Annotated in this window: 28 protein-coding genes; 17 read left to right on the plus strand and 11 right to left on the minus strand. The window is 60.4% G+C overall.

The features are described 5' to 3' along the window. Window positions 1–71: 71 nt before the first annotated feature. Complete coding sequence (locus tag ACPYOP_RS06260) at window positions 72–587, minus strand: GNAT family N-acetyltransferase (protein WP_481409530.1); 516 nt, start codon at window positions 585–587, stop codon at window positions 72–74. Between the two features lie 175 nt (window positions 588–762). On the opposite strand from ACPYOP_RS06260, the gene tyrS reads away from it, so the two are divergent. After that, entirely contained in the window at window positions 763–2,019 is a 1,257-nt protein-coding gene (gene tyrS, locus ACPYOP_RS06265; RefSeq protein WP_481409531.1) for a tyrosine--tRNA ligase, read from the plus strand. Window positions 2,020–2,189: 170 nt separating this feature from the next. Next, a complete protein-coding gene (locus tag ACPYOP_RS06270; RefSeq protein ID WP_481409532.1) occupies window positions 2,190–2,516 on the plus strand; it encodes a hypothetical protein in 327 nt (108 codons plus the stop codon). Between the two features lie 56 nt (window positions 2,517–2,572). Here the strand turns inward: ACPYOP_RS06270 and ACPYOP_RS06275 are convergent, their stop codons facing one another. After that, window positions 2,573–5,989, minus strand: coding sequence for a YhdP family protein (locus tag ACPYOP_RS06275; protein ID WP_481409533.1), 3,417 nt, complete (start codon window positions 5,987–5,989; stop codon window positions 2,573–2,575). Between the two features lie 141 nt (window positions 5,990–6,130). On the opposite strand from ACPYOP_RS06275, the gene ACPYOP_RS06280 reads away from it, so the two are divergent. The 5 genes from ACPYOP_RS06280 to ACPYOP_RS06300 all read left to right on the plus strand — a co-directional run bounded on the left by ACPYOP_RS06280 (window position 6,131) and on the right by ACPYOP_RS06300 (window position 11,082). After that, complete coding sequence (locus ACPYOP_RS06280) at window positions 6,131–6,613, plus strand: peroxiredoxin (RefSeq protein WP_481409534.1); 483 nt, start codon at window positions 6,131–6,133, stop codon at window positions 6,611–6,613. Between the two features lie 4 nt (window positions 6,614–6,617). Beyond that, window positions 6,618–7,448 carry a ferritin-like domain-containing protein gene (locus ACPYOP_RS06285; RefSeq protein ID WP_481409535.1) on the plus strand — a complete coding sequence of 277 codons (831 nt, stop codon included), beginning with the start codon at window positions 6,618–6,620 and terminating at the stop codon, window positions 7,446–7,448. Between the two features lie 117 nt (window positions 7,449–7,565). Further along, the gene (locus tag ACPYOP_RS06290) at window positions 7,566–8,882 is read left to right on the plus strand and encodes a peptidoglycan DD-metalloendopeptidase family protein (protein WP_481409536.1); all 1,317 of its coding nucleotides are present in this window, start codon (window positions 7,566–7,568) and stop codon (window positions 8,880–8,882) included. A gap of 197 nt (window positions 8,883–9,079) precedes the next feature. After that, window positions 9,080–10,597, plus strand: a complete 1,518-nt coding sequence (locus ACPYOP_RS06295; RefSeq protein WP_481409537.1) for a DEAD/DEAH box helicase — start codon at window positions 9,080–9,082, stop codon at window positions 10,595–10,597. 62 nt (window positions 10,598–10,659) lie between these two features. Further along, on the plus strand, window positions 10,660–11,082 hold the full coding sequence (locus ACPYOP_RS06300; protein WP_481409538.1) for an NUDIX domain-containing protein: 423 nt from the start codon (window positions 10,660–10,662) through the stop codon (window positions 11,080–11,082). 3 nt (window positions 11,083–11,085) lie between these two features. On the opposite strand, the gene ACPYOP_RS06305 is transcribed toward ACPYOP_RS06300, so the two are convergent. The 7 genes from ACPYOP_RS06305 to ACPYOP_RS06335 are packed head-to-tail and all read right to left on the minus strand — an operon-like array spanning window position 11,086 to window position 16,780. Then, the gene (locus ACPYOP_RS06305; protein WP_481409539.1) at window positions 11,086–11,406 is read right to left on the minus strand and encodes a TfoX/Sxy family protein; all 321 of its coding nucleotides are present in this window, start codon (window positions 11,404–11,406) and stop codon (window positions 11,086–11,088) included. Window positions 11,407–11,410: 4 nt separating this feature from the next. After that, window positions 11,411–13,045: an NTP transferase domain-containing protein gene (locus tag ACPYOP_RS06310; RefSeq protein ID WP_481409540.1), complete on the minus strand. Its 1,635-nt coding sequence runs from the start codon at window positions 13,043–13,045 to the stop codon at window positions 11,411–11,413. Next, window positions 13,042–13,749, minus strand: coding sequence for an XdhC family protein (locus tag ACPYOP_RS06315; protein WP_481409541.1), 708 nt, complete (start codon window positions 13,747–13,749; stop codon window positions 13,042–13,044). Before ACPYOP_RS06315 ends, ACPYOP_RS06310 begins: the two co-directional genes overlap by 4 nt. Then, the gene (locus ACPYOP_RS06320; protein ID WP_047633158.1) at window positions 13,749–14,078 is read right to left on the minus strand and encodes an XdhC family protein; all 330 of its coding nucleotides are present in this window, start codon (window positions 14,076–14,078) and stop codon (window positions 13,749–13,751) included. The genes ACPYOP_RS06315 and ACPYOP_RS06320 overlap by 1 nt, the downstream gene beginning before the upstream one ends. Before the next feature lie 10 nt (window positions 14,079–14,088). Next, the gene (locus tag ACPYOP_RS06325) at window positions 14,089–15,333 is read right to left on the minus strand and encodes a vWA domain-containing protein (RefSeq protein WP_481409542.1); all 1,245 of its coding nucleotides are present in this window, start codon (window positions 15,331–15,333) and stop codon (window positions 14,089–14,091) included. 3 nt (window positions 15,334–15,336) lie between these two features. Beyond that, window positions 15,337–16,266 carry an AAA family ATPase gene (locus ACPYOP_RS06330; protein WP_481409543.1) on the minus strand — a complete coding sequence of 310 codons (930 nt, stop codon included), beginning with the start codon at window positions 16,264–16,266 and terminating at the stop codon, window positions 15,337–15,339. 19 nt (window positions 16,267–16,285) lie between these two features. Beyond that, window positions 16,286–16,780: a flavin reductase family protein gene (locus ACPYOP_RS06335; RefSeq protein WP_481409544.1), complete on the minus strand. Its 495-nt coding sequence runs from the start codon at window positions 16,778–16,780 to the stop codon at window positions 16,286–16,288. Between the two features lie 168 nt (window positions 16,781–16,948). Between ACPYOP_RS06335 and ACPYOP_RS06340 the strand changes: the two genes are divergently transcribed. From ACPYOP_RS06340 to purB, 4 genes are all read left to right on the plus strand, one after another. Further along, window positions 16,949–18,031, plus strand: coding sequence for an ABC transporter substrate-binding protein (locus ACPYOP_RS06340; protein ID WP_481409545.1), 1,083 nt, complete (start codon window positions 16,949–16,951; stop codon window positions 18,029–18,031). Between the two features lie 188 nt (window positions 18,032–18,219). Further along, window positions 18,220–18,906: a ribulose-phosphate 3-epimerase gene (gene rpe / locus ACPYOP_RS06345; protein ID WP_481409546.1), complete on the plus strand. Its 687-nt coding sequence runs from the start codon at window positions 18,220–18,222 to the stop codon at window positions 18,904–18,906. A gap of 16 nt (window positions 18,907–18,922) precedes the next feature. Further along, window positions 18,923–19,414, plus strand: a complete 492-nt coding sequence (locus tag ACPYOP_RS06350; RefSeq protein ID WP_481409676.1) for a hypothetical protein — start codon at window positions 18,923–18,925, stop codon at window positions 19,412–19,414. Window positions 19,415–19,546: 132 nt separating this feature from the next. Then, complete coding sequence (gene purB, locus ACPYOP_RS06355) at window positions 19,547–20,848, plus strand: adenylosuccinate lyase (protein ID WP_481409547.1); 1,302 nt, start codon at window positions 19,547–19,549, stop codon at window positions 20,846–20,848. 126 nt (window positions 20,849–20,974) lie between these two features. Here purB and ACPYOP_RS06360 read toward each other — a convergent pair whose 3' ends face one another. After that, window positions 20,975–21,397 (minus strand): low affinity iron permease family protein, encoded by a 423-nt coding sequence (locus ACPYOP_RS06360; protein WP_481409548.1) that lies wholly within the window; start codon window positions 21,395–21,397, stop codon window positions 20,975–20,977. Window positions 21,398–21,525: 128 nt separating this feature from the next. Continuing rightward, a complete protein-coding gene (locus tag ACPYOP_RS06365; protein WP_481409549.1) occupies window positions 21,526–22,332 on the minus strand; it encodes a DUF2189 domain-containing protein in 807 nt (268 codons plus the stop codon). A gap of 171 nt (window positions 22,333–22,503) precedes the next feature. Between ACPYOP_RS06365 and ACPYOP_RS06370 the strand changes: the two genes are divergently transcribed. From ACPYOP_RS06370 to ACPYOP_RS06395, 6 genes are all read left to right on the plus strand, one after another. Then, on the plus strand, window positions 22,504–23,058 hold the full coding sequence (locus ACPYOP_RS06370) for an RBBP9/YdeN family alpha/beta hydrolase (protein WP_149636266.1): 555 nt from the start codon (window positions 22,504–22,506) through the stop codon (window positions 23,056–23,058). A 265-nt stretch (window positions 23,059–23,323) separates the two neighbouring features. Next, on the plus strand, window positions 23,324–24,088 hold the full coding sequence (purC, locus tag ACPYOP_RS06375) for a phosphoribosylaminoimidazolesuccinocarboxamide synthase (protein ID WP_112339945.1): 765 nt from the start codon (window positions 23,324–23,326) through the stop codon (window positions 24,086–24,088). 17 nt (window positions 24,089–24,105) lie between these two features. Beyond that, a complete protein-coding gene (gene purS / locus ACPYOP_RS06380; RefSeq protein ID WP_481409550.1) occupies window positions 24,106–24,348 on the plus strand; it encodes a phosphoribosylformylglycinamidine synthase subunit PurS in 243 nt (80 codons plus the stop codon). 19 nt (window positions 24,349–24,367) lie between these two features. Next, on the plus strand, window positions 24,368–24,628 hold the full coding sequence (locus ACPYOP_RS06385; protein ID WP_481409551.1) for a hypothetical protein: 261 nt from the start codon (window positions 24,368–24,370) through the stop codon (window positions 24,626–24,628). Then, on the plus strand, window positions 24,625–25,296 hold the full coding sequence (gene purQ / locus ACPYOP_RS06390; RefSeq protein WP_481409552.1) for a phosphoribosylformylglycinamidine synthase subunit PurQ: 672 nt from the start codon (window positions 24,625–24,627) through the stop codon (window positions 25,294–25,296). The genes ACPYOP_RS06385 and purQ overlap by 4 nt, the downstream gene beginning before the upstream one ends. A gap of 123 nt (window positions 25,297–25,419) precedes the next feature. Further along, the gene (locus ACPYOP_RS06395) at window positions 25,420–25,827 is read left to right on the plus strand and encodes a hypothetical protein (RefSeq protein ID WP_481409553.1); all 408 of its coding nucleotides are present in this window, start codon (window positions 25,420–25,422) and stop codon (window positions 25,825–25,827) included. The last annotated feature ends 32 nt before the right edge of the window (window positions 25,828–25,859 follow it).

Genomic DNA, 25,859 nt, shown 5'->3' on the forward strand with positions numbered 1-25,859 from the left:
GGAAACGCTCAATCTTGCTGTTTTACGCATTCCGGTCGAAAATCCACTGCGCAGTTTTCTCGGAACTGCTCCTAGCGCGACATCCTGAAGCAAAGGCCTGGAGTGCCGCTGACTACGATCGGTGCTTCATATTGCATGCCGATTTTTTGCAGAACTCGCTGCGATGCAACGTTTTCCGGATGCGTGAAAGCGATGAACCGATCGGCAAAGCCACGGCTGAAAAACCACTGCGCCAGTGCGCCGGCAATCTCCGTCGCATAGCCGTTGCCCCAAGCGTCCTGCCGAAGCGAATAACCGAGTTCGAACTCACCCCGCCCACGCTCCCGGAAGCGCGAGAAGCCGGCGCGGCCGATAAAGCGGCCGTCCTCACGCCGCAACATCTTGTATTTCGTCACGCCGTCGCGTGCCTGTTCTCCGAACCAGCTTTTCAGCCGCTCCTCTGCCTTCTCCAGCGTCCATGGTGCTGCGCCCGAGAGATAGCGCGTCGTTTCGATCGTCGAATGCAATTGCCGAATCACTTCGGCGTCGCCTCTGTCCCACATCGTCAAAATGAGACGCGGGGTCTCTAATATGATCGTGTCGCTCATCGGCTCGATTGCCTTTTCATACTTGACCAAACTTGATGCGCGTCAGTCAACCAAATGGTGAAGAGGCAACCAAATGGTGACGTGCCGCCAAATCAGTGCTAAACGCGCCGCGATAGTTCAACAATAGCGATTTCGCCGCACGACATAGAGATGCGGCGCCCGAGAGACCAAGATCATGGCTGAGTTCAAATCCGATTTCCTGCGCACCCTGCAAGAGCGCGGCTTCATTCATCAGATTTCCGATGAAGCCGGTCTCGACGACCTCTTCGCCAAGGAAACCGTGACGGCCTATATCGGCTTCGATCCGACGGCGTCGAGCCTGCATGCGGGTTCGCTGATCCAGATCATGATGCTGCACTGGATGCAGGCGACCGGCCATCGCCCCCTCTCGCTGATGGGCGGCGGCACGGGCATGGTCGGCGATCCCTCGTTCAAGGATGAGGCCCGCCAGCTGATGACGATCGATACGATCGAGAGCAACATCGCGTCGATCAAGCGCTGCTTCTCGAACTACCTAACCTATGGCGATGGCCCGAAGGACACGTTGATGGTCAACAATGCCGAATGGCTGCGCTCGCTCAACTACCTGGAATTCCTGCGCGACGTCGGCCGTCACTTCTCGGTCAACCGCATGCTGTCCTTCGACAGCGTCAAGACGCGCCTGGACCGCGAGCAATCGCTGTCGTTCCTCGAATTCAACTACATGATCCTGCAGGCCTACGACTTCGTCGAATTGGCCAAGCGCTACGACTGCCGCCTGCAGATGGGCGGTTCGGATCAGTGGGGCAATATCGTCAACGGCATCGACCTCGGTCACCGGATGGGGACGAAACAGCTCTTCGCTTTGACCTCGCCGCTGCTGACGACGGCGTCCGGCGCCAAGATGGGCAAGTCCGCCACCGGTGCGGTCTGGCTGAATGCCGACCTGCTCTCGGCCTACGATTTCTGGCAGTACTGGCGCAACACCGAGGATGCCGATGTCTCGCGCTTCCTGAAGCTGTACACCACGCTGCCGATGGACGAGATCGCCCGTCTCTCCGCGCTAGCCGGCTCCGAGATCAACGAGGTCAAGAAGATCCTTGCAACTGAAGTGACTGCGATCCTTCACGGCCGCGCAGCCGCCGAACAGGCAGCCGAAACGGCCCGCAAGACCTTCGAGGAAGGCGGTCTGTCCGAAAACCTGCCGTCGATCGATGTTCCTGCTTCCGAACTCGAGGCCGGCATCGGCCTGCTGGCTCTGATCGTGCGCGCCGGCCTCGCTGCCTCTAACGGCGAAGCTCGCCGCCATGTCCAGGGCGGCGCAGTGCGCATCAACGACCAGGCCATCAGCGACGAGCGCAAGGTCATCGGCGGCGGCGAAGTGACGGCGGATGGCATCATCAAGCTGTCGCTCGGTAAGAAGAAGCATATTTTGATCCGCCCAGCCGTCTGAGTGGCCGAACTGCCTCAAAACAACAAAGCCGGCGTCCCCTCGCCGGCTTTGTTGTTTCTGCGATCCTTGTACGAATCAAATGGCGTTGCCGGAACAATTTAACCCTCCCAATGTCGGATCGGCACTTGCCCCCTCGTCCTCTGCTAAAATGCTCATTTCGGAGGTGGATCATGGATGAATTTCCGGTCATCAAAACGAGGCGCAAAGGCAGAATCCTTACGCAGAACATGCTGATTCCAAGCGAGGAAATGGTTGTCCGTGCACTCTGGACCGCGCCCGCGGGTCGACTATCGGATCTGGGCGAACTGCGACAATCGCTTGCCAAACAATATGGTGCCGACGCCTGTTGTCCTGTCACCGTTCAGCGACATTTGGTGCAAATCAGCGAAGCCGGCGACGCTCCGTTCTGGCGCGTCGTGGATCCCGATCGACCATTCGCCCGGCGCATGAGCGGTGGAGTAGAACGCATACGCCAGCAATTGGACGAAGAAAAATAATCGTCACGCGGCGTCTTTATGAAAGAGACGCCGCGATCACCCTGCGACGCACTTTGTCAATATTCGAATATCTGCCTGAAAACACCGGGCGCGATGATCGACAGCGGGTTGATCTGAAGGTTCGATTTTTCCAGCGTGCCGGTCAGCCTGAAGGTGATGCCGATGAGGCCGCGATCACTGCCGTTGCCGAGGATGAACCCGACGATCGGAAGTTCCGCGAACAGCCGGTTCAGGCCGTAGGCGGGCATGAAGGTTCCGGTCATATCCATCTTGCCGTTGGCATCCTTCAGCGTTCCCTGGAACGTCGCCCCGAGCTGCACGCCGCGCACCACGCCGTTCTCGACCGACAGCGTGCCGTCCCGCATCACAAGCCGGGCGAAGCCCCGCTCGAAGCTCTGCGAACTTGTATCGATATTCTGCTTCACCGCCGCATTCAGGCTCTTTCCGTTCTTGCCGCTCGGGGTCGAGACGATGGTCGAGAGCTTCTTTTCATCGATGATGGCGAAGTTGCGGATATCGAGCGAGCCATCCCAATCGTCCTGCCCGGTCGAGCGCAACGACAGATTAAGGAGCCCGCCCTTCAGGTGCTTATAGAGATCGGTGAAGCGCGCCACCGCGCCGGCGTCGCCGCTCGTGATCCGGATCACGCCGTTACTGCCCTTGCTCATCTGGGTGACGAGGGCCTCGCCGCTGCGCGTCACACCGGAAAAATCCGCTGCCGTCGTCTTGCCGCCGGTGATCGAATAGACGCCCTTGACGTTGCCCATCGTCTCGTCGTTGAAGCCGATGACCTTGTCGAGATTGGCGCGAACGGTCGCGCTCGCCGAAGCATCGCCATCCGAATTTTGCTGGCCGCCTGAGGTAGACGACTTCAGGCGGGCCAGGATCGGGCGTATGTCGGCGGAGTTGCCCGATATGGCAACATCGTAACCGCCGCTTTTGCCCCGCTTCAAGGAGAGCGCAAAATCATCGAGCGCTGAAAGCTTGACGCTATCGAAGCTCGCCGATGTCAGAGTCCCCTTGCTGATCAGAAGATCGCCGCTGACGCCGAAACCGTCGCCCTTGAGCGTGAAATTCTTGAGCGTCGTCTGGTTCTCGGGACCGGATGCCTCGAACTGCGCAATCGCCCCAATGCCACTGCCCTTCGACCAGCCGACCCAGGGCACTGTGAGCGCCGCCTTGCCGAGATCGACCTTGACGCCCTGCCGATCCTCGTCGATGCGCGTCAATTCCACCTTGACGGGTCCGTCGATTATATCGCGAAGACCGGGCAGAACAGCGTTGCGCTGCGCATCGGTCAGCGTAGCCGTAATCACACGCGCACGCTTGACACTCGATTTGCCGTCGGTCGGCTCGACCATGTCGATTTCAGCGGGAATGCCGTCGATCTGGGCCTCCGCCTGCAGATGAACCGATTGCGGATCGGCGGAAATCTCACCGGTCAGATTGTCGACTTTGCGATTATTCATCGGCTTCAGCAGATCGACATTGTCGAGCTCCAGCTTCGCCTGCCAATCCGGCGGAGGCGGCTGCTGATCCCTGATCAGCCCGATCCTGGCATCGACCTTGGCGACGATCTTGCCGTTGAAATCCTCCGGCTTGAACTCGGTCCGCTGCAGCACCTCGAGCGGCTTGTAGGTCAGGAGTTCGCCTATGGCGTCACCGGAGCCTGAAATCGTCAGGTCGAGATTGGCCATCAGCGGCTTGTCGTAGGTCGCTGGGATCGAGAAGCTGCTGTCGTTCAGAGTGATCGTGCGGCCGGTCGGGAAATAGGAGGTTGCCGTCGCGATATTGACGGCCATGTTCGGCCCGGTCAAATCGAAATGGGCCTTTGTGTCGCGCAACGGCGGGATCTCACCCGGGACGTTCATGCGCGCTCCGGCGATGTCGAAGGCGATGTGCAGCTCGTTCTTACCGAGCTGCAGCTTGCCGTTTTGCGAAGCTTCCCTCAGCCTTCCAGCAGGAATGAAGACGGATATGACGGCATTGGTCACCGAGCCGCCAAAGAGATTGGCCTCGACCCAAGTCCTCGGCTTCGAGGCCATCCAGAAAGGCCAAAGCTGCTTGATGACGGTCGTATCCAGCTTGTCGGCGCGGCCCCCGAAGCTGATTTCCGGCGAGCTGTCGCCGAGCTTTATGTGCAGGGAGCCGAACAGCGCGCCCTGCGGTGTCGATACGCCGAGATTGTCGAACTGGAATTCCTTGGTCTCGGACAGAAAATGCCCCGTCGCGCGACCATCAAAGCTGACGGGCTTTTCCCCCGAAATCGATGATGCGGCAGTGCCGTCCTTGATCAGGAAATCGATGCCGAAACCCTTGCCCGCATTGGCATTGACACGATCGAGATCGATGAGTGCACCGGAAAACGGCACCATGGTGCCAACGAATTGCAACTTCGAAGGCGAAATCTCCAGCGTCTGATGATCAAAATTATACGCCAGGTTGATATTGCCCTGCGTCAGATCCTGGACGTCGCGGTCCATATAAAGGGTGCCGGGCTGCACGTCGATCGAGGCTTCGAGCTTCGGATCGATGCCGGCATCGCCCTTGACGGCAGACAGCGTCACATCGGCAAAACTGATGACACCCTGCCGCGGCGCGCCGTTCGCATCATAGGCCATGGTCAATGGCTTGAGATCGAGATTGGAGATTTTTGCTGTCAGCGACGAACTGTGGCCAGGCTGCTGCGTCGCCTTCACGTCGAGTGCCGCGACCGACCCGTTGACGGCAACTTCGCCAAAGAGATGCAACGCATTCGGCTCGGTGCGCTCGAAGGTGAGATTATCGACCACGAGAGAGATCGGGTCGCCTTCCTGGCGCGCCAGTTTCATCGAAAACCCGGAAATGCGCACGGAATTCGTGCCGCCGCGCTGTACGAAATGCTCAAGGAAATCGAGATTGTCGAAGGCCGCGTTCAGTGCCTGGGGCAGTGCATCGACCCGCAGCTTCGTCAGATCGACGGGATCTCCCTGGGGCAGGAGCGACGTATCGAGCGCGATGCCCTCCGCCGCCACGCTTGCAACTTCCACCCGGCCCTCTAGCAGAGCCAGCGGATCGAGCTCCATGTTGACGGCAGACATCGTCGACAGATGCTTGCCGCTATCCTGATCGACGACGTTCACGTCGTGAACTTCGAGCGTCAGCCGCAGACCGGACGTAAAGCGGATAACGGTCGCGCCGACTTCGGCCTTGTAGCGGGGGCCTATGGCATGATCGAGCGCCGTCTGCGCCTTCTTCGACAGCGGCTCGTCGAAGATGCCGCCTTCGATGGTCGCGACGACGGCTCCGAGGATGATGGCGAGAAATGCACAGAAAACCAGCGTGATGCGGCAGACGTGCCAGACATGCGAACGACGTCGGCGAACGCGCTCCGGCACGTGCACGATCAAGGGATCTTCGGCCTGGGCGGACGGCAGATTGTCGAGCGGCACGAGATCCTTTTTGCGGAATGTTATCTTTTCGCCTCGGATCACTCCTGCGCGTGCCTTTCGCTCTTAACAATTTTGTTGGTGACGTTGCGTCCCACCGGGCGTCCCATTGGACGGCACACCTGGGCAGTATATATGGCTTCCCTCAAGTGTCATCTAAAAAACCGGCAAAAGAAAGGTTTTCCCGTGGCGGAAGTTTTTCCAGTTCAACTCGGCATCGGCGACAAGGCACCGGATTTCGATCTCCCGCGCGATGGCGGCGGCAGAATTCGTCTTGCCGATTTTACCGGGAAGCCGCTGGTGGTCTATTTCTACCCCAAGGACGACACCACGGCCTGTACGACGGAATCGATTTCTTTCACCGCGCTTGCAGCCGCTTTCGCCAAGGCGGGTGTTGCCCTCCTCGGCGTGTCGCCGGACCCGGTCAAGAGCCACGACAAATTCGTGAGGAAGCATGCGCTCTCCGTGCCGCTCGCCTCGGACGAGGAAAAGACCATGGCCACGGCCTATGGCGTCTGGCGGGAGAAGAGCATGTACGGCCGCACTTACATGGGTGTCGTGCGCTCCACCTTCCTGATCGGTGCCGATGGCCGGGTCGCCCGGATATGGGACAAGGTCAAGGTCGCAGGGCACGCCGAGGCCGTTCTGGCCGCCGCGACGGAACTCTGACGGTATGAAGGATGATCTCGAACCAATCACGTCGCTGCGTGGCGGCGCCATTGCCGCCATTCGCGCGGCCGATCTTGATCTGAAGACCGAGCTTGCCCAGGAATCGGCGAGGCGCTGGTTTGCCCGCACCCTGTCGCTGCGTTCGCCGCTCGATCCGCCGCTCGCCGATCGCCCCGGCCGCCCCGACAAGCCGGAATTGGTGCCGCCCAAAAATATGGAGAAGCGTTCCCTGCATACACTCAAGGGCCGCATCGCTTTGCTGCACGCCATCGCCCATATCGAATTGAATGCCGTCGATCTGGCGCTGGATATCGTCGCACGCTTCGCGACGGGGCCTGTCCCCAATTCCTTCTTCGACGGCTGGATGCAGGTCGCCTTCGAGGAAGCCAAGCATTTCCGCATGGTACGGGCGCGGCTGCGCGAACTGGGTGCGGATTATGGCGATCTTCCCGCCCATGACGGCCTGTGGCAGGCAGCCCATGCGACCCGGACCGATCTGACCGCCCGCCTCGCTGTCGTGCCTTTGATCCTGGAAGCCAGGGGGCTCGACGTGACGCCGGCGCTGCAGGCGAAGATGCGCGAAACCGGTGATCTCGAGAGCGCCGCCATCCTCGACGTCATCTATAATGATGAAAAAGGCCATGTCGCCGTCGGCGCCAAATGGTTCCGATTCCTCTGCGCACGGGAGAAGCGCGATCCCGCCCGCACCTTCCAGGAATTGGTGCGCGCCAACTTCCGCGGCTCCCTCAAAGCGCCACTCAACGACATTGCACGGGCGGAAGCGGGGCTGACTCCGTCCTTCTATCGCTCGTTAACTTCTACGAACAGCGCATAATCCACTAACATTAAAGGCTTTTTTCCGGTATTTAACGATGCCCCGGAAAGTATTCGTTAACCATAATGCCGTGTACTTCCAATCAATGCCACAAAGGCATCGATTGGGAGATTCTCGGTGACGGCAAAGCCTCAGAATCGGGTTTTCGGCAAGCAGCAGCGGCACCACACCATTATCGTCGCCAGCGGCGATACGGTGCGCCATATGACCGTGCGTCCATGGATGGCCGCCGTTGCCGTCTGCCTGGCCGGAATTTTTTCGGTCGGCTATCTGCTTGCGACGTCCTATCTCGTGCTGCGCGACGATCTGATCGGCGCGACGATGGCCCGCCAGGCGCGCATGCAATATGACTATGAAGACCGCATCGCCGCATTGCGCGCCCAGGTCGACCGCGTGACTTCCCGCCAGCTCCTCGACCAACAGGTCGTGGAAGAGAAAGTCGACAAGCTGATCGAGCAGCAACAGCAGCTGTCGTCCCGCAACGGCAAACTCGGCACCCTGCTCGACAGGGCCGAAAGCTCCGGCCTGACGGACAAGAGCCAGCATCCGGATACGAACGCCGCCGCCCCAGGCAACGAGCATGCCCAGCTGACTGCGCCGAAGGCGATCGAGACGCTTCTTCTCGGAGGCAAGCCGGCCGACGCGACGCCTGACAACTCCACTCTCGCTTATGTCCCCGCGCCGGAAACGGTCGCCGATCGCGCTGATCGCGTCTTCTCGAAGGTAACCTTGTCGCTGAAGCATGTCGAACAGGATCAGCTGACCCGAATCCGCAACCTCACGGCCGATGCCTCCGAGACAGCGAACGAAATCCAGACGATCATGCACAATGTGGGGGTCAAGGTTCCGAACGAAGTCGTAGCCACAAAGGGCGAGGATGCCGACGGTGGCGTCGGCGGGCCTTATGTGCCGCCTGAAAATGTGGACCGGTTCGAGCGGTCAATGGCGGACCTCGATACCGCATTGACACATCTGGAAACGGTGCGGGGCGCGGCCGAAAGCCTGCCTTTCCGCAACCCGGCGGCGGGCAAGCTCGTTACCAGTCCCTTCGGCAATCGCAAGGACCCATTTTTCGGCACGCTGGCGCTCCACACCGGCACGGACTTTCATTTCAGCCCCGGTGAGAAGATCAAGGCCACCGCCCCCGGCAAAGTCATCGCGGCCGGTTGGACGGGCGGTTACGGCAATATGGTGGAGATCGACCACGGCGATGGCATCTCCACGCGCTACGGCCATATGGAGCAGGTCCTCGTAAAGGTCGGCGATAAGGTCGGTGCAGGCGGCGTCGTGGGTCTTGCCGGCAGTACCGGACGTTCGACAGGAACGCATCTGCATTATGAAGTCCGCGAGAACGGGCGCCCGGTAGACCCGATGTATTTCATCAATGCCGGCACGAAACTCGCAAGTTACATCAGCGGCCTCGGCGCAATTTAGCTGCCGGAATTGTGACAAACGCGCAACAAAGATGGCACTAATCCAAAAATTGCGTTATGAATGAACTTCAGGTCCGTTGAAGCGCCTGCTTTCCTTGACTTCACGGACATTTGGTTCTATGTCGCGCTGCGTTGCGGCACGTTTCCATGTGTCGACTCATGGTGTTCGACTGAACCAAGACGGAACTAGATTTCCCTTTGACAACATTTGCTGACCTTGGCCTGAGCCAAAAAGTCCTTTCCGCGGTAACTGACGCGGGCTACTCCACACCGACTCCGATCCAGGCCGGTGCCATCCCGTTTGCGCTTCAGCGCCGCGATATCTGCGGCATTGCCCAGACCGGAACCGGCAAGACGGCCTCTTTCGTGCTGCCGATGCTGACGCTGCTCGAAAAGGGCCGTGCCCGTGCGCGCATGCCGCGCACCCTGATCCTGGAGCCGACGCGCGAGTTGGCGGCCCAGGTTGCCGAAAACTTCGAGAAGTACGGCAAGAACCATCGCCTCAACATCGCCCTTTTGATCGGCGGCGTCTCCTTCGAAGAGCAGGATCGCAAGCTTGAGCGCGGCGCCGACGTGCTGATCTGCACGCCTGGTCGTCTGTTGGACCATTTCGAACGCGGCAAGCTTCTGATGAGCGGCGTCGAAATCCTCGTCATCGACGAGGCCGACCGCATGCTCGACATGGGTTTCATCCCCGATATCGAGCGCATCGCCAAGCTCATTCCCTTCACGCGTCAGACGCTGTTCTTCTCGGCCACGATGCCGGCGGAGATCCAGAAGCTCGCCGACCGATTCCTGCAGAACCCGGAACGCGTCGAAGTCGCCAAGCCGGCATCGACTGCCAAGACCGTGACGCAGCGCTTCGTTGCCTCGCATGGCAAGGACTACGAGAAGCGCGCCACTCTGCGCGATCTCATCCGCGCCCAGACGGAACTCAAGAACGCCATCATCTTCTGCAATCGCAAGAAGGATGTGGCCGATCTCTTCCGTTCGCTCGAACGCCACGGCTTCTCCGTCGGCGCCCTGCATGGCGACATGGACCAGCGTTCGCGCACGACGATGCTGCAGAACTTCCGTGACGGACAGATCCAGCTTCTCGTCGCCTCCGACGTCGCAGCCCGAGGTCTCGATCTTCCCGACGTCGGTCACGTCTTCAATTTCGATGTTCCGATTCATTCGGAAGATTATGTCCATCGCATCGGCCGCACCGGTCGCGCCGGTCGTTCCGGCGCCGCCTTCACCATCGTGACGAAGCGCGACACTAAGCATGTCGACGCCATCGAGAAGCTGATCGGTGAGGACGTCCAGTGGCTGAATGGCGACCTTTCGGCACTTCCGCCAGCGGAGGAGAGCGGGGATGACAATCGTTCCTCCCGCCGCCGGGACCCGAAGAGCAAGGGCCGCGATCGGGATCGCAGCCGCGGAGGCCGGAGCGCCTCGAGTCATAAATCTGATATCGACGTCGAAGATAATGGCGTCGTAGCGATCGAAGCAGCACCAGCAAAGGCCGAAAGCGTGAGAAACGAGCGCAAGTCTGAGAACAACAACAGGTCCCACAACGGTTCTCGCAATAACAACCGGCCCTTCCCCGCTGCAAACGACGACAATCGCGAACGCCGCAACCGCTATCGTGACCACGATGACGGTCCGACACCGGTCGGCTTCGGCGACGATATCCCGGCTTTCATGCTCATCGTGGCAAACGCCAAGGCCTGATAGATTCGGTTAAGACACGCAACCGGCATATCGGAGGTTGCGGCAACCTCGGGATCTAAGAATTGGGCAAGCCCGGAATCGATTTCCCAGGATTAGGAACCGGTCTCGCAATCTTGCGGGACGGCAAGCTTTTGCTCTATCGGCGCCTCAAGGCACCGGAAGCCGGATTGTGGAGCATCGTCGGCGGCAAGGTCGATCACATGGAACCGGCCGCCAATGCCGCCATCCGCGAGGCCGAAGAGGAAAGCGGCCTAGCTATCGGCAGGATCGACTATCTCTGCACAGAAGAAGTCCTCATCGAGGCTGACCATCAGCATTGGATCTCCCTGATCTATATCTGCAGGGATTTTTCCGGCGAACCGCGCCTGATGGAGCCAGACAAGCTCTCCGATTTCGGCTGGTTCGGCCGCGACGAGCTGCCGGCTGAGCTTTCCGAATTCGCCAGGGCAACCATCGCCCATCTGAGCGATGAAGACTTCCGCTGACGTCTACTTTTCCGAGCGCAATGCCGCCTCATAGGCGAGCCTGACCCATCGCGCCATCTCATCCGGATCATCGAAAGCATCGTCGGGTATCGACCAATAGGGCATGTTGATTGCCTTGCCTTTCTTGCCCTCATAGGCCCAGCGCCGCGCGCCGGCTGCCTCGAATTCGGAAGCGCTGGCATCGTCCGCTTTCAGGAGAATCTCGTCGTCAACTTCAAGCGCCAGAATCCGCCCCATATGGTAGATCCCCTTGCCTCCGAACATCCGCTTGATGCTGATCGGTCCGAGAGACTGAAACATCTCCTCGATATCGGTATTGTCCATTCCCTTACCCCTTCAAAATGCCGCCGGCCGCGACGACGGCCTCGGGCGTATCGACATCGAGATGTGCCGCCTGGCCGATCTCGACGTCGACAACCGGAAGCCCGGATGTCTCGATAATATGCCGGGCGCCGACATCGCCCTCCAGCCTCATGACGGCGTTCAAAACGGATCTCGGCAGGATGACGGGATTGCCGCGCTTGCCTGCGGATACCGCCCGCACAATCGCCTGACCATTCTCCTTGCGAAAGGCAGCAATCAGGGTTCTAAGATCGCCGCTGGTAACGCCAGGCATATCGGCGAGCATAACAAGAACACCGTCGGCTTTCTGAGTTGCCTGTGTGCTAACACCAGCAACCAGCGAACTCGCCATGCCCGAGGCATAGTCCGCGTTGAAAACCGGTTCGACGGCAAGGCCGCTTAACGCGCCTTCGATCTCGTCACGGCGATGCCCGGTGACCGCGACGATATCGGATGCGCCGCTTGCAATGGCAATAGATGCCGAACGGCGCACCAGCGGTATGCCGTCAAATTCCGCCAGAAGCTTGTGCGAGCCACCCTCGCCCATGCGGCTCGCCTTTCCGGCGGCCAGCAGCACGATAGCAACCGATATCCGCGCGGCCGGCTTGGCAACGATGTCGCGTGGCCGCGGCCGCGATGGTATCTCCATGAGCAACCCTCCCACGCCCATGCCTGTGATATCCCGCGACGCCGGTCGCTCGCCGGCTAATAGACGGTCCAGCACCCAGTCGAAACCATTCTCTTTCGGGCTGCGAGCGCATCCCGGCGCCCCGACGACATGAATGCCGGCCACTTTTCCAAGCACCAGCAAATTACCGGGATCGACCGGCATGCCGACCTGGATGACGTCGCCGCCAGCAAGCCGGACCGCCTCAGGAATGACATCGCCGGCATCGATGACGGCGGACGCGCCGAAAACGACCACCAGCTTCGCCATTTGGTCCGGTGCCGCCAAGGCGCGGCGAATCGCGTCAGCAACGGCAGCCGCCTGATGTGCAACTCGCTCTTCCCGCTGCAGTACGCTGCCCGACGGCTGCAGCCGCTGCGACAGGATCCGCGCCGTCTTGTCCATCACCGAAACCTTCAGCGACGGCAGCTCCGTGGCGACGAGCGATATAGCGTGCGGCACGAAAGGCTTGACCTCGAAAACCGGCATTCGCTGCAGAATCTCGACGCCCTCGGCGACCTTGGCCCCGGAAACAGCGAGCGGAATGATCTTGAAGGTCGCGACCATATCACCTGATCGCACCGGCACATGATCCGCGAGACAGGCAAGGGTAATCGCCGGATCGACGCTGTTGAGCTGATCGACCGCTGCACGGTTAGCAACGAACAGGCCATCGACGGCGCTGTGGACATTGACCCGCCCCGTCGCCGCCTCCGAGAAGGTCAGATGATCGGGAGCGACGGCTCGCGCCAGCCGGTCGGCCGCCTCGTCCTCCATGAGGTCGCCCGGCTCGATCCGCGCGGCAATGACGCGCTCGATCCCGGCGGCGGCAAGCCGCTCGATATCTCCGACGGCAAGTCTATGCCCCTTGGAAAAGCTGCCATCGGGCAGCCGGATCGAATGCGCGAGAACCGCACCCTCCGCCTCCGTAGTCGAAAATTCGCCGAAGATCATAGCTTGACGCCCTTTGGCGAGGAGACGTCGCGACCGCGAAGCGAGCCGATGATCTCGGCCAGAATGGCGACAGCGATCTCGGCTGGACTGGCGGCGCCGATGGGAAGCCCGATCGGCGCATGAATGCGGGCAAGCTCCGCTTCGCCCAAACCCTCTCGCCTCAAACGCTCCAGACGACCGGCATGCGTCTTGCGGCTGCCGAGCGCGCCGACATAGAAACAGCCCGTGCTCAGCGCCTGGATGATCGGCTCGTCATCGATCTTCGGATCATGGGTGACGGCGACCAGTGCCATATAGCTGTCGAGCGGCCGCTCCTTCAGCGCGTCGGCGGGCCAATCGGCGATGAGGTCGATGCCTTCGAAGCGCTCCGGCGTGGCAAAGGCGGTGCGCGGATCGATGATCGTCACATCGAAGCCCGCAAGCGCCGCCATCCGCGCCAGGATCTGGCTGATATGCACGGCGCCGATGACGACGATACGCGGCGGCGGCAGATGCACATTGAAGAACAGGCTTTGTCCGTCGACTTCGAGTGCTGCGGACTTGCCCGAGCGGAATGCCGAAGAAGCAGCATCGGCGAGCACGCCTTCCAGCGCATCGCCTTCGACGATGAGCCTGTCCGCCCCCCCTGAGAGATCGGTGACGAGAATCGCCGCCTGCCGCCTGCGCCGCATCTCATTCAGCCGCGCCAGTATCTGCCGATCCATCAGGCAAGCCTTTCGACATAGACGCGGATGCGGCCGCCGCAGGAGAGACCAACCCGCCAGGCCGTCTCATCGGCAACACCGAACTCCAGCATGCGCGATTTGCCCGTTTCGATGACGTCGAGCGCCTCGGTGATAACGGCGCCTTCCACGCAGCCGCCCGAAACGGAGCCGTGGAAATTGCCCTCGCCGTCGATCACGAGATGACTGCCGGAGGGGCGCGGCGCGGAACCCCATGTATCGACGACTGTCGCCATGGCCACATTGCGGCCTGCCGACACCCATTCCTCCGCGATCACGAGCGGATCCAGACTTTCGGATATATCTGACATCGGAGCCTCATTATTTGCCGAGGAACCGTCGTGGATCATAGCTATCCGCGCGGCCGGCTGTGAGGGCCGATACGAGATCGGCCAGAGATAATAGATTGTGAACCGGACGGAATTCGTCAACATGCGGCAGCATTGCTTTTACGCCGCGCGCACGCGCCTCGAAACCCTCGAACCGCAATAGTGGATTGAGCCAGATGAGCCGCCGACACGAGCGATGCAGGCGATCCATCTCCTGATCCAACAATTCCACGCCTTCACGCTCCAGCCCGTCGGTGATCAAAAGCACGATCGCGCCCTGCCCCAGCACCCGGCGCGCCCATATCAGGTTGAATTCCTTCAATGTCTCGCCGATCCGCGTACCGCCCGACCAGTCGCGCACCGCCGCCGCACATTCGTCCAGCGCCTGATCGGGATCCTTGTGACGCATCGCCCGCGTCACATTGGTCAGGCGCGTTCCGAACAGAAACGTATGCACGCGCCGCCGCCGCTCGGTGAGCACATGCAGGAAATGCAGGAAGATACGCGTATATTGGCTCATCGAGCCTGAGATATCGGCAAGCACGACCAGTGGCGGCTGGATTTCCTTCGGTTTCCGGAAGCGCGGCAGGATCAGCGCTCCCCCGGTTCGCAGGGCCGAGCGCATCGTCGCGCGCGGATCGACCTTGGCCGCTGTGTGGGATGGGGCGAAGCGGCGCGTGCGCACGCGGTCCAGCGGCAATTGCAGCTTCTCCAGCTCCTTCTTGGCGACGGCAATCTCCGCCGCCGACATCTGCGCGAAATCCAGATGGCGCAGTATTTCGCTGCCAGAACTGGTAAATCGCGAATCTATTTCGATGTCGGGCGCCTCGCGCTGCGGGCGTCGATCGTCATGGTCGTTCAACAGGGCATCGCTTGCCCGACTCTCGCCCGGCTTCGGTTTTTCCTTTTCCCGGTGGTTGGGCGCGACCGGCGACATCATCGCGATCATCTTTGCGACGAGATCACGCGAGCGCCAGAACAGCCGGAATGCTTCATCGAATACAGCAAGGTCTTCATGCCGCTTGACGAAGACGGAACAGAGGGCGGCATGAAACTCCTCGCGAGAGCCGATGCCGATAGCTTCAACCGCTTCGATGGCGTCGGCTATCGCCCCAGGTCCGATCTTCAGGCCGGCCTTGCGAAGCACTCGGCCGAACAGCACGATATTATCGGCAAGGCGCCCGTCACCTGGCGGTGACGGCGCAGCGATGATGCCATCCTGCGCACCCGGTTCCATGGCTCATCCCGCCGCAAGCAGTTCGGATTTCACCTCATCCAGCACGCGCTTGCCCTCGGCACCCTGGATACGAGCGATATCGTCCTGATATTTCAGCAACGTCCCCAGCGTATCCGAAACGGTCTCGGGATCGAGCGCCAGCCGATCGAGTTCGGTCAAGGCGGTCGCCCAATCGATCGTCTCGGCAACACCCGGATTCTTGAAGAGGTCGAGCGTGCGCAGCTTCTGCACATAGGCGACGATCTGGCGCGACAGCGCCTCGTTGCAGCCTGGCACCTTGCGGCGAATGATTTCGAGCTCCTGCTCGGCCTCAGGATAATCGACCCAATGATAGAGGCAGCGCCGCTTCAACGCGTCGTGGACTTCGCGCGTGCGGTTCGTGGTGATGATGACGATGGGCGGCTCGGCGGCGCGGATCGTCCCGAGTTCCGGCACCGTTACCTGGAAATCGGACAGCACCTCCAGCAGGAATGCCTCGAAAGCCTCGTCGGTGCGATCAAGCTCGTCGATCAGGAACACCGGCGCCCGTCCACCGACACCCGACAGCGCCTGCAAGACAGGCCGGCGAATGAGATAGCGCTCGGAAAAGATATCGGCCTCGATGCGGTCGCGGTCGGTGAGACCGGATGCTTCCGCGAGACGGATTTCCAGCATCTGCGCAGGATAGTTCCATTCGTAGACGGCCGAGGAGACATCGAGTCCCTCATAGCATTGCAGGCGGATCAGCGGCCGATCGAGCGCCTTCGACAGGACCTTGGCGATTTCGGTCTTGCCGACACCGGCCTCGCCCTCAAGAAAGAGCGGCCGCTTCATCTTCAATGCGAGAAACAGGACGGTGCCAAGCGCGCGTCCGGCCAGATAGTCATGCGCGCCGAGCAGCGCCATCGTCTCATCGATGGAACCCGGTAGCGAAGGTAATGTCTGATCCGCCATGATAACTCCCTTGAAGGGGTTATAGCGTGTGATAGCCGCGGTTCATATAGAGCAATGCCGGCTTTGGCTCGCTGTAGCGTATGGCCATCACCTCGCCGAAGATGATGTTGTGCGTGGAGGCCTGCTTGATCTCGATCACGCGGCAATCGAAAGCGGCCAGCGCATCGCTCAGGACAGGCGCACCCGTCACCAGCGTCTCAAACTTGCCGGTTGCAAAGCGCTCGTCGGCGGTCAGCTGTGTCTTGCCGGAAAAGGCGTCGGCCAGGGACTGGTGGTCGGCGCCGAGCGTATTCAGGGCAAAAATGCCGCTATTGAAGAAGATCTCGTTCTTGGCGTTGCTGTTGTTGACGCAGATGAGAACCATCGCAGGGCTGTCCGACACCGAGCACGCGGCCGTGATTGTCACGCCGCGCCGCTCCGAGCCGAGCGCCGTTGTCACCAGCTGCACATGGCCCGCATAGCGGCTCATGGCATCTCGATAAAGCGCCGGATCCATACGCTGCCTGTCTAGCATCACCGTCTCCATATTCCTGTGATACCTTATCTTTCGCTCAATATGGCGGCCAGGTGTTAGCTTTTCTACAATAGCGCCATTGAAAACAGAGCGATTTTGTTGCTTTTTCTTTGACGATGCCCATCAGGCGGATAAATAGAGCAGAAAATTGTCCGGGATAATCCATCGATGAACGTTCTGCGCCGCCTTCCGCTTCTGTTCGTGCTGCTTTCGGCGGCCGGCAGCAGCTACGCCGCGGGAATCCATATCGGTGTGGTGGCACCGCAGGGCGGCAATTTCGCAACGCTGGGCGCCGAAATCACCACTGGAGCGAATTTCGAGATCCAGGCTCAAAAGGATACGGCGACAGTCATCGACGAACCCTGCACCGAAGACGGCGGCCGGGCCGCCGCCGAGGCATTGATCGCCGCTAAGGCGCAGGTCGCGATCGGCTTCCTGTGTACGGAAACGTTGGAAGGCGCGCTTCCGCGCCTCAAGGAGGCCGGTATTCCGGCAATTACCGTTTCCGTACGTTCCCGCATTTTGATGGAGGATGCGCTGAAGAATGGCTGGCCGCTGTTTCGCCTTGCACCCGTGGATAGCGCCGAGGCTACCGTCGCGATCAATACCATCCTGAAAAACTGGGCGGCCGAGCCGATGGCGCTGATCGACGATGGCACGATCCACGGCCGCGAATTGGTAGGCGCGATCCGAAACGCGCTCGAGGAAAAGGGGCTGAAGCCGGTCTTCACCGATACCTACCGTCCGGGCCAGGATCAGCAGATCGCGCTTGTCCGTCGCTTGAAGAAGGCCGGCGCCACGCATGTCTTCATCGGCGGCGACCGCAGCGATATCGCTGTCATCGCGCGCGACGCCAAGAGCGAAAACATCCAGTTGGCGCTGATGGGCGGCGACGCGATGCGTGCAGCCGATACGCCCGTGCCTTTGCTGGAAGGCGTGCAGGCGATCGCACTGCCCGACTATGCAAGCTTGCCGGCCGCACAGCAGACCGTCCAGGCCATGCGCGCCGGCGGCATCGAACCGGACGGCTATATCCTGCCGGCCGCGGCCGCGGCGCAGATCGCCAGTCAGGCAGCCGAAGTTGGGAAGGCGGAAAACAAGCCCGTTGCCGATAAGCTCGTCGGCACGGCCTTCCAGACGGCGATCGGCCCGATCACCTTCGGACAGAACCATGAATTGACCGAAAACCCCTATCGCCTGCTGCAATGGCGCGGCAACGCTTTCGTGCCGGTTACGACGCCGTCGAACTAAGGCGATCCGTTCGGGCGGTTGTTTGCCCGCGACAGCGGTGCTAATCCAGACACCACTGCATAATTTAATCCTTAAATCGGCATCGATTTGAGGATTAAATTATGCAGCAACTTTAAAGCGCTACAGCGACCTTGGCGCGCCACATGTGACGCGCGGCGCTGTAGAAATCAGTTGGAGCTCAGCCACCCATGACCTTGCCGATCCGTATCGCCCCTTCCATTCTCGCAGCCGACTTCGCCAAGCTCGGACAGGAAGTCAAGGATGTGACCGAAGCCGGAGCCGACTGGATCCACCTGGATGTCATGGACGGGCATTTCGTGCCGAACATCTCCTTCGGCGCTGATGTCATCAAGGCGCTGCGCCCCTATACGACCGCGACCTTCGACTGCCATCTGATGATCTCGCCCGCTGATCCCTATCTGGAAGCTTTCGCCAAGGCCGGCTGCGACCGCATCACGGTCCATGCCGAAGCCGGCGTGCATCTGCACCGCTCGCTGCAGACCATCCGTCATCTCGGCAAGAAGGTCGGCGTCACCCTCAATCCGGCAACGCCGCTTTCCGTATTGGAAAACGTGCTCGACGATATCGATCTGATCCTGATCATGTCGGTCAATCCGGGCTTCGGCGGCCAGAAATTCATTCCCGCCATGGCCGACAAGATCCGCAACGCCAAGTCCATGATCGGTGACCGTCCGATCGAACTCGAAGTCGATGGCGGCGTCTCGGTCGACACAGCGCCTCTCATCACAGCTTCCGGCGCCAATGTCCTCGTGGCGGGCTCGGCGATCTTCAAGGGCGAATCGGTCGATGCCTACCGCCAGACGGTCGGCGACCTCCGGGCGGCAGCCGAACGAGGCCGTGTTGGATCAAACTAATCCGACCACTGCCATCATCGCGGCGGGCCGGCCACGGACCGCCGCATTGCGCTGCCTTGAAGTTTTCGGCAATGCAGTCTGCTGGGGCGCGGCCATGGCCGCTTCGGCGCTCGCCGCCCTCTATTGGCGCAACGGCCTTCTGAGCAGTCATCTCCCGGCTCTTGCCCTGGTCTACTTCTTCGGCGGCGCCCTCACATGGCCCATTCTCGTGCCGCTCACCCGGCACTTCACCCGGAGCCGGCCCGCCAGCGCACGCTTCGCCGCTTTCTTTCTGATGCTCTCCATCGGCACCGCGGCCGTGACGGCGTTTCTCTTCGCCATGGACTATCGCTGGTTCTATTCGCGCTGGCATGCCCCATTCGGCTCGCTCATCTGGACATTCCAGTTCCTGTACACCGGCGCCAGCGCCGTCTACCAATTCGCGATACTCGGCCTGCCCCTATTTCTGCCATTCGGCCTCCCATGCCTGATCGCCGTTTCCGCCTATCTTGCGCGACGGACGCGTTAAGGCGTACGAAGGATCGGCCCAAGAAACATTGGGCCAACAAACATTGTGCCAAGAAACATTGTGATTACCGCCCGTCTTTGTTATGGGGGCGCCGAGGTTTCCTTTCCCATTAGCCAAGAAAGCTTTGAGCCAATGATCCCGCGCTACTCCCGACCGGAAATGGTCGCCATCTGGTCGCCCGAAACCAAGTTCCGTATCTGGTTCGAGATCGAGGCCCATGCCTGTGATGCGCTGGCAGCTCTCGGCGTCATCCCGAAGTCGGCGGCGGACACGATCTGGGAAAAGGGCGGCAAGGCCACCTTCGACGTCGCCCGCATCGATGAGATCGAGGCCGTCACCAAGCACGACGTCATCGCCTTCCTCACGCATCTTGCCGAAATCGTCGGACCGGACGCCCGCTTCGTGCACCAGGGCATGACTTCGTCGGATGTGCTCGACACCTGCTTCAACGTCCAGCTCGTCCGCGCCAGCGACCTGCTGCTTGCCGATATCGACAAGCTTCTGGAAGCCCTGAAGCGCCGCGCCTATGAGCATAAGGATACCGTCACTATCGGCCGCTCGCATGGCATCCATGCCGAACCCACGACCTTCGGCGTCAAGCTGGCGCTCGCCTATGCCGAATTCGAGCGCTGCAAGCAGCGCCTGATTGCGGCTCGCGAGGAAGTCGCTACCTGCGCCATCTCTGGCGCCGTCGGCACCTTCGCCAACATCGACCCGCGCGTTGAAGAACATGTCGCCGCCGCCCTCGGCCTGAAGCCGGAGCCGGTCTCTACCCAGGTCATCCCGCGCGACCGCCACGCGATGTTCTTCGCCACGCTCGGCGTCATCGCCTCCTCGATCGAGCGTCTCGCCACCGAAATCCGCCACCTGCAGCGCACGGAAGTTCTGGAGGCCGAGGAATATTTCTCGCCCGGCCAGAAGGGTTCGTCCGCCATGCCGCACAAGCGCAATCCGGTGCTAACGGAAAACCTGACGGGTCTTGCCCGCATGGTCCGGTCCTATTCGCTCCCGGCCATGGAAAACGTAGCCCTCTGGCACGAGCGCGATATTTCCCACTCGTCCGTCGAGCGCATGATCGGTCCGGATGGGACCGTCACGCTCGATTTCGCGCTGTCCCGCCTGACCAGCGTCGTCGACAAGCTGCTCGTCTATCCGGACAATATGATGAAGAATTTGAACAAGTTCCGCGGACTTGTTCATTCGCAGCGCGTGCTGCTGGCGCTGACGCAAGCCGGTGTGTCCCGCGAGGATTCCTACCGTCTGGTCCAGCGCAACGCCATGAAGGTCTGGGAAGAAGGCAAGGACTTCCTTGAGGAGCTTCTGGCCGACCAGGAAGTGCGCGCCGCCCTTTCCGAAGAGGATATTCGCGAGAAATTCGACCTTGGCTATCACACCAAGCATGTCGACACGATCTTCAAGCGGGTCTTCGGTTAAGGCCGACCGATCCATCGATCTGATCTTGAAGGAGCGGCGCGGAAAACGCGCCACTCTTTCTGTTTTGCGGATAAGATCCTGGCGACAGGGTATCCGGCCCGATAAGAAGCCATGGGCTCGACGCATCTACGTTTCGCTAGTGATTTTCCGGTGGATCGATCTTTCCAGCGGTCTTCCACCGTTGTTGTCGTCGCGTCTGGCCGCCTTCGCCACCAGACGGTCGAGATGCTTCAAGTCCTCCTCGTCCAGGTTTTCGATGCCGATGAAGCGGTTCTCGGCTGCGCTGGTCAGGATGAGCTCGTTGAGCTTGGCCTGGATGGCACGCGTGTCGCGCGTCTGCGCGTTCTGCAGCAGGAAGACCATCAGGAAAGTGATGATCGTCGTGCCTGTGTTTATGACGAGCTGCCAGGTCTCGGAAAAGCTGAAGATCGGCCCGGTGAAGCCCCAGACGACGACCAACAGCAGGGCCAGTATGAAAACGACCGGTTTTCCCGCCCCTTCCGAAACCACCGTGGCGAAACGAGCGAAGATATGTTTGAGCCTTGCCATGAACCTTATCCTCGGCTGAACTCCATCTATCCCGCAAATTTATTCCAATCGTGGGATAGCCGCAGATCAACGCTGCAAGGTCACGCTGGTTCCCGCCGAACAGACGGGAACCATATGCAATCCGGCGTCTAGTGAGGTTCGGCCGGCACCACCAGCTTGCGATAGAGATGCCAGGTGGCATGCCCGAGTATGGGCATGATCACGGCCAGCCCCGCAAAGATCGGAATCGTGCCGACCACCAGCAGCCCCGCCACGATCAGGCCCCAGACCGCCACCGGTATCGGATTGATCAGCGTTGCCCTGATGCTGGCGTCGATCGCAGCCACGACGCCGACATCGCGGTCCAGCAGCAACGGGAAGGTAACGACCGTGGTCGCCAGCACGACAAGTGCAAAGATGAAGCCGAGGAGATTGCCCCAGAACATCATCGCCATGCCCGCGGGCGTCGTCAGGATACTCGACACGAAGGATGTGAGCTTCGGCGGCGCGCCATCACCGAAATAGATGAAGTAGAGGTTCTGCGCCACGAAAAGCCAGACGATGAAAAGGCCGAACAGCATCAGGCCGGCGACGATGATCGACGGCAAGGCTGGCGAGAAACGGACCTCGAAAGCATGGCTCCACGACGTATCCAGCCCCTTCTCCCGCCGTCGGCTGATCTCGTAAAGGCCGATTGCCGCGATGGGACCCAGCAGGGCAAAGCCCGACATCAATGGAAACAGCAGCGGCAGCAGGTTCTGGTCCGTGCTCCAGATCGCAAGCGCAATGCCTGCAATCGGATACATCAGGCACAAGAACACGTAATGCGATGGCTTTTCGCTGAAGTCGTCCAGCCCCAGTTTCAGGGCATCGACGAGGTCAGCAATGCCGATCTTGCGGATGGCGGGGCGGGTAAATGTATGGTCCGCTCCTGCCATGACGTGAAAGGCCGTCATAATGCTCTCCTCCTCAACCTCGATGTGCTCGGCTGGCGGCGCAAAATGGCGGCAAAAATGGCTGCCGACATCCTCATTCGCTACCGGCAGTGGCGATATTAGCAAATTTTGCCGCAATTGTCGCCTTTCTCACTTGACAGTTTGGCTCCCCTTTTCCACATCGGCGCAATCATGAAAGCCTCCGACGCAAACATTCTCATTATTCCCGGCTATACGAATTCCGGCCCCGACCACTGGCAGACGCGCTGGGAGCAAAAGCTCTCGACCGCGCGGCGCGTGGAACAGGCGGAGTGGTCGAAGCCGGTGCGCGATGACTGGGTCGCCCGCATTGCCGAGGAAGTGAACGCTTCGGATAAGCCGGTGGTGCTCGTCGCGCATTCGCTCGGCGTCCCCTCGGTGATCCATGCGATCCCGCATTTCCGCAACAAGGTTGCCGGCGCCTTCTTCGTGGCGCCGCCCGATGTTGCCAATCCGGATATCCGGCCGAAGCATCTGATGACCTTCGGCCCCTATCCTCGCGATCCCCTGCCGTTTCCCTCCGTCACCATCGCAAGCCGCAACGACCCCTTCGGTAGTTACGAGCATGCGGATGATGTTGCTAACAGCTGGGGCTCGCTGCTGATCGATGCCGGCGAAGCCGGTCATATCAATACCGAATCTGGGCATGGCCCCTGGCCCGAAGGCACGATGGTTTTCGCCAAGTTTCTCAGCCAGCTGAAGCCTTGATTGCGCCGGAAGCAACGGTGGGTAGAAGTGCGCCTCGCCTCACTAGCCTGTGAAGTAGCGGGCGCCTTCATTCCATCGTCGGATAAAAACCTGTAAAACAGGCTAGCAAAGGATCCCGATTCCCAGCCTTGGCACCCCGTCAAGGCCGGAATTCCGAGGAAGGAGGCGCAGGCGGATTGTGAATTCGCTTCTTATCCGTTATGGGGACGCCCACATGTGATCCACTTGCGCTATCCGTAAGCGCCAAAGACAGAGAACAATACCAATGAACCGTCGCCGCCGTATTTACGAGGGCAAGGCCAAGATCCTTTACGAAGGACCTGAGCCGGGCACACTGATCCAGTTCTTCAAGGACGACGCCACCGCCTTCAACAAGAAGAAGCACGAAGTCATCGATGGCAAGGGTGTTCTGAACAATCGCATCTGCGAGTATATTTTCAGCCATCTGAACAAGATCGGCATTCCCACGCACTTCATCCGCCGTCTCAACATGCGCGAACAGCTGATCAAGGAAGTGGAGATGATTCCGCTTGAGATCGTCGTGCGCAATGTCGCCGCCGGCTCGCTCGCCAAGCGCCTCGGCATCGAGGAAGGCGTCGTGCTGCCGCGCTCGATCATCGAGTTCTACTACAAGTCCGACGCGCTCGAAGATCCGATGGTCTCCGAAGAGCACATCACGGCCTTCGGCTGGGCCAATCCGGCCGAGCTCGATGACATCATGGCGCTTGCCATCCGCGTCAACGACTTCATGACCGGCCTCTTCCTCGGCGTCGGCATCCAGCTCGTCGATTTCAAGATCGAATGCGGCCGCCTCTTCGAAGGCGACATGATGCGCATCATCCTAGCAGACGAAATCTCGCCGGACAGCTGCCGCCTCTGGGACATCGAAACCCGCGAGAAGATGGACAAGGATCGTTTCCGCCGCGACCTGGGCGGCCTGCTGGAAGCCTATTCCGAAGTGGCGCGCCGCCTCGGCATCATCAATGAAAACGAACCCGTGCGCGGCACGGGCCCGGTTCTCGTCAAGTAAGTTCAGAAAGGACAATCGTGATCAAGGCTCGTGTAACCGTCACGCTGAAGAACGGCGTTCTCGATCCACAGGGCAAGGCAATCGAAGGCGCGCTTGGCGCACTCGGCTTTGACGGCGTCCACCAGGTCCGCCAGGGCAAGGTCTTCGATCTCGAGCTGGAAGGCACCGACAAGGGCAAGGCAGAGGCCGACCTCAGAGCCATGTGCGAAAAGCTCCTCGCCAACACGGTCATCGAGAATTATAGTATCGCTCTCGACTAAGGATTGTGGAGTCTGCCTGATGGCCGAAGTGACACAAGAACTGATGTATGAGTTGTTTAAACGTCTTCATACGGAGATCGCATCCGTGAAGGATGGTCAGCGCGAAATCCAGGCTGAAATGAATGCCTTCAGAGGCAGTTTGGTTGCTGTACATCAGGATCTTCTCAACATTCACACGACCATGATCAGGCATGAACAACGCCTTGACCGCATCGAAAATCGCCTGGAATTGCGCGAACTCGCAGAAGCAGCACAAACAAGGTATGAGCCGCACCCATGAAATCAGCAGTCGTCCAACTCCCCGGCCTCAATCGCGATCGCGACATGATTGCGGCACTGACCAAGATTTCCGGTCATGCGCCGGTGACGGTCTGGCAGACCGAAACTGAAATCCCGGATGTCGACCTGATCGTCATTCCCGGCGGCTTCTCCTATGGTGACTATCTGCGCTGCGGCGCGATCGCCGCGCGCATGCCGATCATGCAGGCGATCAAGGACAAGGCCGACAAGGGTGTGAAGGTTCTCGGCGTCTGCAACGGTTTCCAGATCCTGCTCGAAGCCGGCATGCTGCCCGGCGCGCTGATGCGCAACGCCTCGCTGAAATTCGTCTGCCGCGAAGTGAAGCTGGAAGTCGTCAATGCCGAAACGGACTTCACCGCGGCCTACGCCAAGGGCCAAGTCATCCGCAGCCCTGTCGCGCATCATGACGGCAATTATTTCGCCGATGCCGAGACGCTGAAGGCAATCGAGGACAACGGCCAGGTGGTCTTCCGCTATGCGGAAGGCACCAACCCGAACGGCTCGGTCAACGATATCGCCGGCGTGATGAACGCCAAGGGCAACGTGCTTGGCATGATGCCGCATCCCGAAAATCTGATCGAGGCCGCCCATGGCGGCAGCGACGGCCGCGGATTGTTCGCCTCCGCGCTCGGCGTGATCGCGGCCTGACACCAGACCCACCCCATATCGAAACCATTAAATCGGCGCCTTTGCGTAAAACAGCAGGGCGCCGAAACATGATCCGGCAGACTTCGGCAGAACAGCCCTAACCGCCTTATTGGAAAGAGATTGATGCGCCCTCGCCTCCCGACAGGACTTTACTCCGCCGCTGCCATCGCGACGCTAGGGCTGCTGGTCACTTCGTGCGGCCCGCGCCCGCCGGCCATCACCGCGACGGATCGTAGCGCCCTGTCGACGATGGAACGCATCATGCTGAACGCCAGCGCCTGCTGGTTCAAGTCGTCGGACCCCGCCTTCACCGGTTATCAGCTCTCTCCGGAGCTCAATTCCTTTACCGGTCGTCCGCGCATTCTGGTAGTCGACAAGAAGCATCCGACCGGCCGGCCGTCGCTCGTCGTGCAAGCGGAAGGCAATCCCGCACAGCTGCAGGCCTTCGGTCCGATGATGTCAGGCGCCTCCGGCGGCCGTATCACCGGCGACGTCAATCGCTGGGCCGGAGGTTCGAAAGCCTGCAATTAGGCCGATGGCCTGAGGCTGTTTTCCGCCTTAAC

The sequence above is a fragment of the Rhizobium sp. KNZ2-6A genome (genome assembly GCF_056755475.1).

Bases quoted from the DNA above. Each gene is read 5' to 3' on its own strand.
- ACPYOP_RS06260 (WP_481409530.1), bottom strand. From the start codon at position 587: ATGAGCGACACGATCATATTAGAGACCCCGCGTCTCATTTTGACGATG.
- tyrS (WP_481409531.1), top strand. From the start codon at position 763: ATGGCTGAGTTCAAATCCGATTTCCTGCGCACCCTGCAAGAGCGCGGC.
- ACPYOP_RS06270 (WP_481409532.1), top strand. From the start codon at position 2,190: ATGGATGAATTTCCGGTCATCAAAACGAGGCGCAAAGGCAGAATCCTT.
- ACPYOP_RS06285 (WP_481409535.1), top strand. From the start codon at position 6,618: ATGAAGGATGATCTCGAACCAATCACGTCGCTGCGTGGCGGCGCCATT.
- ACPYOP_RS06305 (WP_481409539.1), bottom strand. From the start codon at position 11,406: ATGGACAATACCGATATCGAGGAGATGTTTCAGTCTCTCGGACCGATC.
- ACPYOP_RS06310 (WP_481409540.1), bottom strand. From the start codon at position 13,045: ATGATCTTCGGCGAATTTTCGACTACGGAGGCGGAGGGTGCGGTTCTC.
- ACPYOP_RS06315 (WP_481409541.1), bottom strand. From the start codon at position 13,749: ATGGATCGGCAGATACTGGCGCGGCTGAATGAGATGCGGCGCAGGCGG.
- ACPYOP_RS06320 (WP_047633158.1), bottom strand. From the start codon at position 14,078: ATGTCAGATATATCCGAAAGTCTGGATCCGCTCGTGATCGCGGAGGAA.
- ACPYOP_RS06325 (WP_481409542.1), bottom strand. From the start codon at position 15,333: ATGGAACCGGGTGCGCAGGATGGCATCATCGCTGCGCCGTCACCGCCA.
- ACPYOP_RS06330 (WP_481409543.1), bottom strand. From the start codon at position 16,266: ATGGCGGATCAGACATTACCTTCGCTACCGGGTTCCATCGATGAGACG.
- ACPYOP_RS06335 (WP_481409544.1), bottom strand. From the start codon at position 16,780: ATGCTAGACAGGCAGCGTATGGATCCGGCGCTTTATCGAGATGCCATG.
- ACPYOP_RS06340 (WP_481409545.1), top strand. From the start codon at position 16,949: ATGAACGTTCTGCGCCGCCTTCCGCTTCTGTTCGTGCTGCTTTCGGCG.
- rpe (WP_481409546.1), top strand. From the start codon at position 18,220: ATGACCTTGCCGATCCGTATCGCCCCTTCCATTCTCGCAGCCGACTTC.
- purB (WP_481409547.1), top strand. From the start codon at position 19,547: ATGATCCCGCGCTACTCCCGACCGGAAATGGTCGCCATCTGGTCGCCC.
- ACPYOP_RS06360 (WP_481409548.1), bottom strand. From the start codon at position 21,397: ATGGCAAGGCTCAAACATATCTTCGCTCGTTTCGCCACGGTGGTTTCG.
- ACPYOP_RS06365 (WP_481409549.1), bottom strand. From the start codon at position 22,332: ATGACGGCCTTTCACGTCATGGCAGGAGCGGACCATACATTTACCCGC.
- ACPYOP_RS06370 (WP_149636266.1), top strand. From the start codon at position 22,504: ATGAAAGCCTCCGACGCAAACATTCTCATTATTCCCGGCTATACGAAT.
- purC (WP_112339945.1), top strand. From the start codon at position 23,324: ATGAACCGTCGCCGCCGTATTTACGAGGGCAAGGCCAAGATCCTTTAC.
- ACPYOP_RS06385 (WP_481409551.1), top strand. From the start codon at position 24,368: ATGGCCGAAGTGACACAAGAACTGATGTATGAGTTGTTTAAACGTCTT.
- purQ (WP_481409552.1), top strand. From the start codon at position 24,625: ATGAAATCAGCAGTCGTCCAACTCCCCGGCCTCAATCGCGATCGCGAC.
- ACPYOP_RS06395 (WP_481409553.1), top strand. From the start codon at position 25,420: ATGCGCCCTCGCCTCCCGACAGGACTTTACTCCGCCGCTGCCATCGCG.